This window comes from Kitasatospora sp. NPDC024654 (assembly GCF_055559155.1).
This window is the reverse complement of record NZ_JBVHLF010000146.1, coordinates 1-10023: the sequence shown is the minus strand read 5'-3', so window position 1 is coordinate 10023 and position 10023 is coordinate 1. Positions and strand designations below refer to the sequence as shown.

General features: G+C 68.9%; 11 protein-coding genes. 4 read left to right on the top strand and 7 right to left on the bottom strand.

Annotation, left to right across the window (positions count from 1 at the left end; genetic code table 11):
• Positions 1-119: 119 nt before the first annotated feature.
• The 3 genes from ACZ38L_RS36980 to ACZ38L_RS36970 all read right to left on the bottom strand — a co-directional run bounded on the left by ACZ38L_RS36980 (position 120) and on the right by ACZ38L_RS36970 (position 1389).
• Positions 120-362 (bottom strand): helix-turn-helix domain-containing protein, encoded by a 243-nt coding sequence (locus tag ACZ38L_RS36980; protein WP_465702020.1) that lies wholly within the window; start codon positions 360-362, stop codon positions 120-122.
• A gap of 137 nt (positions 363-499) precedes the next feature.
• Positions 500-1090, bottom strand: coding sequence for an RNA polymerase sigma factor (locus tag ACZ38L_RS36975; protein ID WP_465702016.1), 591 nt, complete (start codon positions 1088-1090; stop codon positions 500-502).
• Positions 1087-1389 carry a hypothetical protein gene (locus ACZ38L_RS36970; protein ID WP_465702014.1) on the bottom strand — a complete coding sequence of 101 codons (303 nt, stop codon included), beginning with the start codon at positions 1387-1389 and terminating at the stop codon, positions 1087-1089. Before ACZ38L_RS36970 ends, ACZ38L_RS36975 begins: the two co-directional genes overlap by 4 nt.
• Before the next feature lie 71 nt (positions 1390-1460).
• Here ACZ38L_RS36970 and ACZ38L_RS36965 point away from each other — a divergent pair, with 71 nt between their 5' ends.
• A complete protein-coding gene (locus tag ACZ38L_RS36965) occupies positions 1461-2615 on the top strand; it encodes an IS701 family transposase (RefSeq protein WP_465702018.1) in 1155 nt (384 codons plus the stop codon).
• A 167-nt stretch (positions 2616-2782) separates the two neighbouring features.
• Here ACZ38L_RS36965 and ACZ38L_RS36960 read toward each other — a convergent pair whose 3' ends face one another.
• Together ACZ38L_RS36960 and ACZ38L_RS36955 are read right to left on the bottom strand one after the other, a co-directional pair.
• Positions 2783-3580, bottom strand: coding sequence for a TIGR04222 domain-containing membrane protein (locus tag ACZ38L_RS36960; RefSeq protein ID WP_465702012.1), 798 nt, complete (start codon positions 3578-3580; stop codon positions 2783-2785).
• Positions 3581-3982: 402 nt separating this feature from the next.
• On the bottom strand, positions 3983-5002 hold the full coding sequence (locus ACZ38L_RS36955) for an ArsR/SmtB family transcription factor (protein WP_465702010.1): 1020 nt from the start codon (positions 5000-5002) through the stop codon (positions 3983-3985).
• Between the two features lie 47 nt (positions 5003-5049).
• Between ACZ38L_RS36955 and ACZ38L_RS36950 the strand changes: the two genes are divergently transcribed.
• Genes ACZ38L_RS36950 through ACZ38L_RS36940 form a run of 3 tightly spaced genes read left to right on the top strand, consistent with a single transcriptional unit; the run spans position 5050 to position 7324 of the window.
• Positions 5050-5958: an aldo/keto reductase gene (locus tag ACZ38L_RS36950; protein ID WP_465702007.1), complete on the top strand. Its 909-nt coding sequence runs from the start codon at positions 5050-5052 to the stop codon at positions 5956-5958.
• Between the two features lie 51 nt (positions 5959-6009).
• The gene (locus ACZ38L_RS36945) at positions 6010-6684 is read left to right on the top strand and encodes a helix-turn-helix domain-containing protein (protein WP_465702003.1); all 675 of its coding nucleotides are present in this window, start codon (positions 6010-6012) and stop codon (positions 6682-6684) included.
• A 31-nt stretch (positions 6685-6715) separates the two neighbouring features.
• Positions 6716-7324, top strand: a complete 609-nt coding sequence (locus ACZ38L_RS36940; protein WP_465701999.1) for a 2'-5' RNA ligase family protein — start codon at positions 6716-6718, stop codon at positions 7322-7324.
• Positions 7325-7379: 55 nt separating this feature from the next.
• On the opposite strand, the gene istB is transcribed toward ACZ38L_RS36940, so the two are convergent.
• Positions 7380-8177, bottom strand: a complete 798-nt coding sequence (gene istB / locus ACZ38L_RS36935) for an IS21-like element helper ATPase IstB (protein ID WP_465701996.1) — start codon at positions 8175-8177, stop codon at positions 7380-7382.
• Positions 8178-8188: 11 nt separating this feature from the next.
• Complete coding sequence (istA, locus tag ACZ38L_RS36930) at positions 8189-9835, bottom strand: IS21 family transposase (RefSeq protein WP_465701994.1); 1647 nt, start codon at positions 9833-9835, stop codon at positions 8189-8191.
• Positions 9836-10023 lie beyond the last annotated feature (188 nt).

The following is a 10023-nucleotide window of genomic DNA, read 5'->3' as shown; positions in this document are numbered from 1 at the left end:
CAGCCTCACCGAACATCGACACCACCCGGGTGGGCTGACCGACACCGGCTGGAACTGCGCTCCCGGGCACCTCCGACCTCATCGCGGGTCGGAGGTCGTGGTCGTCTTAAGTTGGGTGGTCACACTTCGAGCCAAGCGGCGTTCCCGGCCGCGAGGTAGTCGAGCACGGCCTGCTCGGGTACACGAAAGGACCTGCCGACCCGGATAGCCGGCAGCTCGCCGGTGTGAAGCAGCCGGTAGACGGTCATCTTGCTGAGCCGCATCAGTGAGGCGGCCTCCGCGACGGTGAGGAACCGCGCCTCCTCGCCTGCCCTGGCCGGGGGCGGAGCGGTCGGCTGCCCTGCCGCTACTGGCTCGCTCATCCACGCGCGCAGTTTGTCCAGCTCTTGCTCCACGGATGTGTCGCTCGGCTGCGGTACGGCGTCCCGTTCGATCTGAGGGAGCAGCTCCGGCAGGGATACGGTCGGGCCGGCCTGGCTGGCGGGCTGCTGGAACGTGCTCATGATGCCTTCCTCCTCTTGCCCGTGGGGCCTTCCGCGTTCTGCTGCCGGGTGAACGGCAGCTGGTCCCGCATTTGATCGTTTAATCGCCGCCGGGCCCTGTGGAGCTGCGCCCGTACTGTGCCGGGTGCGATTCCGAGGCTGCTTGCGATCTCCGCCTGGTCCATCCCCTCGCGCCAGGCCAGGACGGCGACCGTGCGCCGGACCTGGGGCATGGCCTCGATCACTTTCCAGCACTGGTCCAGCACCGCGCGGGCGACGGCCACGTCCGCCGGGTCGTGCGGGGCTTGCGCGTACTGCTCGTAGACCGCGCCGCGCAGCTCATCGAAACGAACATCCCGGCGGGAGGCGTCGATGTGCTTGTTGCGGCACACCGACTTCAGCCATGCCTTCTGGCCGTCCAGCGGCCGGCCGCCAACCGTGTGCCACTGCAGCGCGGCGTCGTGGAACGCCTGCTGGACCACGTCGGCGGCGCTCTCCGCCGAGCCGGTCAGCATCGTGGTGTAGGCCAGCACCTCGCGGTACGCCGCCCGGAAGAGCACCGTGACAGCTTCACTGACCTCTACCGGAATCCGCCTGGTCTCCGTCACCTGCTCGCCCCCTGGATCTGCTCGCCCGCATCCGATGTGCCTTCGGCCCGCTGAACACCGACCTGGACCCGCATACCAGGTCCCGCCATCCCACTCTCCTGTTCCACGACGGTGCCCAGCGGCGACCGCACGACCAGTTCCACCAGGGTGCGCCGGCGCTGCCACTCCGCCAGCTGCCGCACCGCCACCCCCAGGCCCCCGACCAGGACCAGCGTGATCCACGAGGGCCGCCCGTCCAGCGCCAGCAGCGGCGCCGCCGGGGTGGTCCACCCGAGGAGTTGGGATACCTGATGCCTCATGCCTAGTACTGCAACCGCAGGTGCGTAACGATCACAGCTTCGGCTCGTTGGTGTGACTGTGTGCTGACGAGCTGACAGTTGAGCAGGTCGAGTCGTGGTCCGAGGGCATAGCCGGGCTCCATGCCCGGTTCGCCCACCGTTTCGGCAGGTCGGAGCCACGGGAGCGGGCAATGGACTATCTGACCGGGCTGCTCGCACCGTTGGAGAGAAAAAACGGCTGGACGCTGTCCGAACAGGTTGGGCAGTTGCGGCCTGACGGCGTCCAGCGTCTGCTCAACCTGTCCGAGTGGGACGAGGACGCCGTCCGTGACGACGTGCGCGACTTCGTGGTGGAGACGATCGGTGCCAAGGACGGGATCCTGATCGGCGACGACACCGGTTTCCTCAAGAAGGGCGTCCGCTCGGCCGGTGTCCAGCGTCAATACACCGGCACAGCGGGGAGGACGGAAAATTGCCAGATCGGCACGTTCCTGGCCTACGCCTCGTCCAAGGGCCGCGCGCTGATCGACCGCGAGCTGTACGTGCCCAGGTCCTGGACTGACGACCGCGAACGCTGCCGGGCGGCCGGCATCGGCGACGAGGTGCCGTTCGCAACCAAGAACGAGCACTTCAAATGGATGCTGCAGCGGGCGATCGACGCTGGGGTTCCGTTCGCGTGGGTCACCGCGGACGAGGCGTACGGGCAGGTCAAGCACCTACGGCTCTGGCTGGAGGAACGCCGCGTCGCCCACGTGCTCGCCACCAAGGTCAACGACACCGTAACCACGGTGAACCGGGCCGAGGCCCGGGTGGACGAGCTGATCGCCGCACTGCCCCGGCAGGCATGGAAGCGTCTGTCCGGCGGCCAGGGCTCGCACGGCGAGCGGATCTACGACTGGGCCCGCGTCGCGATCCGCCCGGTGTGGGAGAACGGCTTCGGGCACTGGGTTCTGGCCCGCCGCTCCGTCGGTGACCCGACCGAGATCGCCTACTACGTCTGCTACGGCCCCATCGGCACCCGCCTGAAAGACCTGGTCAAAGTGGCTGCCGCGCGGTGGGCGATCGAGGAGTCGTTTCAGGTCGCCAAGAACGAGTGCGGCCTGGACCACTATCAGGTGAGGCTCTATCGGGCCTGGTACCGGCACACCACCCTGGCCATGGCCGCCCTGGCCTACCTGACCGCCGTGCGCGCCACAGAAGCCGTAAAAGGGGCACCTCGGACGACGAGCACGAGCTCATACCCCTGAGCGTCCCGGAGATCCGCCGGCTGATGGGTCACCTCGTCGTACCCCGTCACCACACCAACGAGCACCATCTGCACTGGTCACGCTTCCGACGCCGCAGCCAGGCCCGAGCCCGACGCTCCCACTACAAACGCCGAGGCCAGACCGCTCAGATGCGGTTGCAGTACTAGCTAGTGTCTGCTGCCATCACCGCCGAGATATGAGGCCCCGGCAGACCGGCGGGTGAGCTTGGCGTCCCCGAAGGACTCGGGCGACGGCTTCGTCAGCAGGCCGCCGTCCTTGGTGAAGTCCGGCAGCAGCGTGCGCAGGGCCGGCGGGCCGGCGAGGGCGACGGCCAAGACCGTGTCGCCCAGGGTGTGCGGCGAGTGGTCGGCCTCCCTGCGCAGCCGGCGCAGCAGCGCCGTGCCGCGCGCGGTGCGGCGGGGCGGCACCCAGAGCCCGACTGCGGCCAGGACGGATGCCGCGGCGGTGGCGGTGGCGACGTGCGTGCTGCCCGTGGTGGCCAGCAGGGCGGTGACCAGTACCACGGCGAGCAGCGAGATCCGCAGGAGTGCCCAGCGCCAGCGCGGCAGCAACAGGCCTGCGCGCTGCAGCCGGCGGGACAGTTCGGTCAACGCCTGTTGGACGCTCGGCTTGGCCTGCAGCCTGGCCGGGTGGCTGCGGCCGAAGAGCGCGCCGTACTGTGCTCGCGCCAGCGGCGAGCAGCCCTTGGGGGCGGTGCCCTTCCGCAGGACCCGACCGTCGCCGCTGGCTTCGACGGCGCCGAGCAGGTGCAGTTCGACCAGCGTGGTCTGCGCGGCCGCCCGGGCGCCGCCGCGCAGGAAGGCGACCTCTCCCGGGTCCGGAGACGATGTCGAGCGATCACGCGAGGGCGCGAAACGGGCCGCTGCCGCCACGGCGAGCAGTGCGGCCAGTGCGGGCACGTATGAGCCGTCCAGCATGCGGGCCCCCGGTTCCTCGAAGTTCATGCGACGCCGCCACCCGTCGGCCCGAACAGCGTAGCGAGCTTGAACCTGCACCCACGTCAAAGGACCGTCAATCCCCGAACCGCCGGGGCCGAACGATGCGCGCGGCACCGGGGACCGGCACGGCGCGCTGCGAAGCGGCCGACGACCTCACCGCAGGCAGATGGCTACGACGTCACCGGGTCAGCGGGTACCTCAACCGATCGTCCTCGGGAGAATCGCCGCAGCCAAGCTCTCCGAAGCCCGGGGGACCGACCGCAACCTGGACCAATCGCACGGGCGGTCGTAGCGGCTTACCCAACCATCCCGACCAGCCCAGGCCCCCGACCTCATCGCGGCTCGGAGGCCGTCTCGCGATCGCCCTTAGTTGTCGGCTCTCGAAATCCTTCGGGGGTTGACGTGAGGTCAGGCGGAGGCGGCTTGGAGAAGGGCTTCGGCTGCGGCGGTGCGGGCGTAGAGGACGGAGCGGCCGGCGCGGTGGGCGCTGACCAGGCCCGCGTTGCGTAGCGCGGTGAGGTATTGGGATATCCCTGCGGGGGAGAGTCCGGTGCGGTGGGCCAGCTGTGTGGTGGAGGCCGGGATCTCCAACTCGGTTAGCAGCAGGGTCCGCGAGCGGCCGAGTACGGCGGAGAGGGTGTCGGTCTGGGTGAGGGGGCGCTTCGTCCACAGTGAGCCGACACCGCGCGCCGGATAGGCGAGTTGGGGCGGGTCCGGCGGCGTCGTTCGGGTGCGCAACCCTGGTCCGGTGAAGGCTGAGGGGATCAGCAGCAGTCCCGTGCCTGCCGTCGTGCGGGTCAGCGGCTGCTTTCGGCGGGACATCCGGAGCGCGTTGTCGTCCCAGCTCACGGACATGTGCAGGTCGTTGAGGAGGTAGCCGGCGCCGTGCTCGGCGGCCAGGCGGGCCCGGTAGAGGATGTCTGCGTCCAGGACTGCCCGGATTCGTGCCCAGTAGGGGGCGAGTACCAGCTCCCAGTACGTTTCGAGCTCTTCTGCGACCTTGGCCAGGAGGCCCTGTGGGTCGTTGTGCAGGGCTCGCAGCCGGGGGCCGAGGTTCCCCTGGTGGCGGGCGAGGTGGTCGAGGTCCTGGCGTACCCGGTCGGCGGGCGAGGCCCGGATCGCGTCCCGCTCTGCCGCCGGGGTGGGGGCCGGTCCGGCGGGGGCCGGGTTGAGGAAGTCGGGGACGTAACCGCCGGTGGGCGGGACCAGCTCGCAGAGCCAGCCCCGGTCCAGCCCGGCGGCCACCATACGCGGGCGTACCTGGTCGGCCCAGGGTCCGTGGATTGGATGCGCGGCGGCGGACGTCAGCAGTCGGAAGCTCGGTGCGACCTCCCACATCGGTGAGACGGCGAACCGCACCTGCGCCAGATCGCTCGTCGAGAACGCCAGCTCTGCCACGGATGAACGCTCCTCAATGGATTCAGGCATGTATGAATCAATGGCGGGCCAGCCTACCGTGCGTAGATCATCCCGCCATGACCTCACAAACGATCACCGCGGCGGCATCGGTCACCAGGAAGCTCGGCGACCTGACGGTCAACCGGATCGGTTTCGGCGCGATGCGCCTGACGCAGCACGGCCAGGCATTCGCGGCCGATGCCGTCCCACGCGACCGCGACCAGGCGATCAGTGTGCTGCGCCGCGCGGTCGAACTCGGCGTGAACCACATCGACACCGCCGCGTTCTACTTCTCGTCGCTCCGCAGTGCCAACGAGCTGATCAACCAGGCACTGGCCCCCTACCCGGAGGACCTCGTCATCGCCACCAAGGTCGGACCGGGCCGCGACCCCTCAGGCCAATGGCTTCCGCACGCCACCCCCGAGCAACTCCGCGGCCAGGTCGAGGAGAACCTGCGCCAGCTCGGCCGCGACCACCTCGACGTGGTGAACCTGCGCATCGTCGGCACCGACTCCATCGCCGAACGCTTCGGCGCACTTGCCGAACTGCGCGAGGCCGGACTCATCCGGCACCTGGGCCTGTCCAACATCCGCCCCCACCACCTCGCCGAGGCTCAGACCATCGCACCGGTGGTCTGCGTCCAGAACATGTACGGCATCGGCGCATCGCCCGAGCAGAAGGAGTTCATGGGCATCTGTGGTGAGCAGGGCATCGCGTTCGTGCCGTTCTACTCGATCGCCGGCACCGGACGCACCGCTGGTGCGACCACCGACCACAGCCCGCAGGTGCACGCCATCGCCCGCGCCCACGGCGTGAGCGCAGCCCAGATCCGGCTGGCGTGGACACTGCACCAGGGCCCCCACGTCCTGGCCATCCCCGGCACCGGCGACCTCGACCACCTCGCCCAGAACGTCGCCGTCGGCTCCCTGCGCCTGTCGGCGGAAGAACTCACCGCCTTGGACCCCCTCCACCACGAGACGGCATGAGCAGGACCCCCATGGCGTCCTGATCCACTTCTGCTGATCGGCCTGTCTGCCTTGCCTGTTCCTGCCGCCCGCCCCATAGCCCTGACGGCCGCCGAGCGGCAACGGTTGAAAAAGGCGGCCTACGGTCACAAGACTCCGCACCAGGCCAGGATCCGGTCACAGATCGTGCTCCTGGCGACTCGGGGCAGGTCCAACGCGCGGATCGCTGTCGAGGTGGGTGTGCACGTGGACAGCGTGCGCACCTGGCGGGGCCGGTTCGCCCACGGCGGCTTGCCGGCCCTGGCCGACCGCAGACGCAGCGGGCGCCCGGCCCGCTTCACCCCCGTGCAGGTCGCCGAGGCCAAAGCACTGGCCTGCCAGCTCCCGGCCGAGACCGGGGTGCCGCTAGCGCGCTGGTCGTGCCCGGAACTGGCCGCCGAGCTGACCGCGCGCGGGATCACCGACACCGTTTCGGCGTCCACCGTGCGCCGCTGGCTTCGCCAGGATGCGCTCAAGCCCTGGCAGTACCAGTCCTGGATCTTCATCCGGGACCTGGACTTCGGCGCCAAGGCCCAGCGCATCCTTGACCTATACGCGCGAACCTACGAAGGCGAACCTCTCGGCGCGGACGAGTACGTGGTGGCTCTGTTCATCTCCGGCGACAGCGTTTGTCATCGGGTTTCGACAGCAGCAGGTGATCTTGGCCGGGGAAGATGTTCACGAGAAATGACAGCGTGTTCCCCGTAGGCGGTTGCTTCCCTGCACTTTGCTGTGGCTGATGGCTGGGCAGCTCAAGTGCTTTGAAAATCCGAACGTGCGTCTCTTGCAGGTGGCACCATGCGGTTCCATGGCAGACGACAGTTCCAGCAGGTTCCAGGCAGGACAGACCGGACTCATCGTCAGGTTCCCGGAGACGGAGCCGGCTGTCCGGGTATGGCGTGAACGGCTCGATCCCTCGGCCCGGGCCGGTGTTCCGGCTCATGTGACCGTGCTGTTCCCTTTCCTCCAGGAGGGCCGGATAGACGCTCACGTCTGTGCCGCCGTCGCTGACACCTTGGCCGGCCACCAGGCCTTCGACGTGCGATTCGAGACGTGCGGACGGTTCCCCGACATCCTGTATCTCGTCCCCGAGCCCGACAGGCAGCTTCGGCAACTCACCCAGGCGATCGCTGATCGGTGGCCGGAAGCCCCACCGTTCGAAGGCCAGTTCACCGACCTCGTCCCGCACCTGACCATTGCCCAGCATCAAGAACCCGAAGTCCTGGACGAGATCGAGGCCGCCCTCGCCGGCGCCCTCCCGATCACGGCGCGCGTCTCGACGGTCGACCTCATGGTGCACGACGGCAGGATCTGGCGGCAGCGGGCCTCCTTCGCCCTGCAGGGATGACTTGGTGCGAGCCGGGGGTCCGCCTCTCCTGGTGGCCCCCGGTGGTTCGGTCCGGTCAGCCGACTTGAGCGTGTTCTTCGGCGCGGGCGCGGGTGGTGGCCAGGCGGTAGGAGTCGGTGCCGGTCTCGATGATAGTGCCGTTGAACGTGAGGCGGTCGACGATGGCCGCGCAGAGGCGGGGGTCGGTGAAGGTCTTGGTCCAGCCGCCGAACGACTCGTTTGAGGCGATGGCGACGCTGTTCTTCTCCTCACGCTCTGTCAGAACCTGGAACAGCAGCTCGGCGCCCCTGCGGTCCAGCTCCATATAGCCGAGTTCGTCGATACAGAGAAGATCGACGCGGCCGTAGCGGGCGATGGTCTTGTTGAGCTGCTTCTCGTCGGCGGCCTCGACCAGCTCGTTCACGAGTTTGGTGGCGAGGGTGTAGCGGACGCGGTAGCCCTTCATGGCGGCCTCGGTGCCCAGAGCGATCAGCATGTGCGACTTGCCGGTGCCGGAGTCGCCGATGAGGCAGAGCGGCTGGCTCTTCTTGATCCACTCGCAGCTGGCGAGGGTGTGGATGGTGGCCGGGTCGATGTTCGGGTTGGCGTCGAAGTCGAAGGCCCGAAGTGACTTCTCCCTCGGGAAGCCAGCGGCCTTGATCCGCCTCTCCGAGCGGCGTCTGGCCCGGTCGTCGCACTCGGCCATCAGCAGCTCGGCCAGGAAGCCGCGGTAGGTCATCTGGTCCTTCACCGCGCTGGCGGCGATGTCGGAGAACTCGGCTCGGATGGTCGGCAGCCGCAGCAAGCGGCATGCGGTGTCGATGGCGGCGTCGGCGGCCTGCTCGGTCAGGCCTCGCTGGCGGGGCAGGGACACGGGCTTCTCCCTCACGGTGGAGCGGTGCCACCGCCGCTGTCGCGGCGGCGTCGGAGCAACTGGTCATAGGGCGTCACCGAGGGCAGCGGCCTGGTGTCCGGCGGGAGGTGCGCGAGCCGCCACTCGTGCAGGAACGTCACCGTGCTCGGGGTCCTGCGGACGGTCAGCTGGTCGTGCGGGTGCCGGTCCGCAGCCGGCTCGCTGTCGGCCTGGGCGGCCTTCCTGGCTTCCAGGGCGACGGCGTCGGCGGTCAGGGCGCCGGCCCGCAGGGCTGCGGCCAGGCCGGTGACCAGGTGCTCGTGGGGCAGGTGGCGGCCCAGTAGCAGTACCTCGATCAGGGCCTTGGTGCCCTCCCGCTCGCCGTGGACCTTTCGGGCCTCGGCCCACCAGGCGTCGTGGACCGGGGTGAACCTGCCCGCTGAGCGCGCCTGTTCGAGAGCGGTCGCGCCGGGAAGTGCTCCGGGCTTGCGGACCAGCGCCTCCAGGTAGTGGTCCAGCTCCAGGCGGGTGCCGCACTTGGCGATCAGGCGCTCGTGCCGGGCGACCTCCACGTTCTGGTCGTAGACCACCAGATGGGAGGCGTGCAGCATGACCCGGACCTTCTTGCCGATCAGCCGGACCGGCACCGAGTAGCGGTTGGTGCGAACCGTGATCTGGCTGTAGCGGTCCACTCTCGGGGTGAACAGCCGCCCCGTCTCGAACGGCTCGTCAGGCAGCGGCACCAGGTAGGGCCGCTCGACGGCGAAGTACTCGGCGATGGTCCGCGGTCGTGCACCGATCCGGCGAGCGTCGTCGAGCAAATCCCACCGGTCGACCAGCTCGTTGAGCTCGGCGAACGAGGAGACCTCCGGGACCGGCGTGAAGTGGTTGCGGCGGAAGTAGCCGATCTGTCCCTCGACGCCGCCCTTCTCGTGGGCACCCTCGATGCCGGGGCGGCAGTAGAAGCTCTCGATCCCGAAGTGCGAGCGGAACGCGGTCCAGCGGTCGGCCTCCACCCGTGCTCGGCTCAGGCCGGTGACCTGGGCGACCGCCGCCTTCAGGTTGTCGTAGCGGACCTTGCCGCGTGGGACGCCGCCCAGCACGTTCAGCGCGTGGACGTGCCCCTCGAAGAACGCCTCCTGGCCGGCCGAGGCGAAGACCCGGTGCACCGCCTTGCCCGAGTAGGACAGGCGGAAGGAGAACAGGTAGCAGGTCACCAACTCGCCTGCCAGCCGCACCGTGACGTCGCCGAAGTCGACCTCGGCCTCCATGCCGGGAGGGTGAGTCTGCGGCACGAAAGCCTCCACCGGCGCCTTTCCGGACGCGGCGAGGATCTCCGGCTTCCTGTCCGCGACGTAGCGGCGGACCATCTGGTAGGAGACGTCCTCGGCGCCGTGTTCCTCAACGAGCCGGTGGAAGATCCGCGTCACGGTGTGCCGCTGCTTGCGCGGCGCGTCCAGGTCCGACCGCAGCATCGCGTCGATCGCGGACTTGTACGAATCCAGAGCGGTCTCCCGCCGAGGCAACTTCTTCCGGGGCTCCGGCCAGGCGGAGTTCACTGCCTTTCGCACCGTCCGATAGGTCACCCCGTACTTGCGTTCCAGGGCCCGCATCGACTCACCCGCACGATGGTCACGCCGGATCGCCGCATACAACTCCACCTTCGACTGCCGCGGCATGACCAGCCCCTCTCACCATGAGCACGCTCATACTGCCCAGGGCAAGAACCGGACTGCTGTCAAAACTCGTGGTGACTGGTTTGGTGGTCAGATTCTCAGCGACGGTTGAAAACTGACCGCTGAACGGCGGATGAAACGGGACCCACCGGAGCAAATCCGACCCTTCTTGCGATCGTCTGATCATCCTG

Bases quoted from the DNA above. Each gene is read 5' to 3' on its own strand.
- ACZ38L_RS36980 (WP_465702020.1), bottom strand. From the start codon at position 362: ATGAGCGAGCCAGTAGCGGCAGGGCAGCCGACCGCTCCGCCCCCGGCC.
- ACZ38L_RS36970 (WP_465702014.1), bottom strand. From the start codon at position 1,389: ATGAGGCATCAGGTATCCCAACTCCTCGGGTGGACCACCCCGGCGGCG.
- ACZ38L_RS36960 (WP_465702012.1), bottom strand. From the start codon at position 3,580: ATGAACTTCGAGGAACCGGGGGCCCGCATGCTGGACGGCTCATACGTG.
- ACZ38L_RS36955 (WP_465702010.1), bottom strand. From the start codon at position 5,002: ATGCCTGAATCCATTGAGGAGCGTTCATCCGTGGCAGAGCTGGCGTTC.
- ACZ38L_RS36950 (WP_465702007.1), top strand. From the start codon at position 5,050: ATGACCTCACAAACGATCACCGCGGCGGCATCGGTCACCAGGAAGCTC.
- ACZ38L_RS36940 (WP_465701999.1), top strand. From the start codon at position 6,716: ATGGCTGGGCAGCTCAAGTGCTTTGAAAATCCGAACGTGCGTCTCTTG.
- istA (WP_465701994.1), bottom strand. From the start codon at position 9,835: ATGCCGCGGCAGTCGAAGGTGGAGTTGTATGCGGCGATCCGGCGTGAC.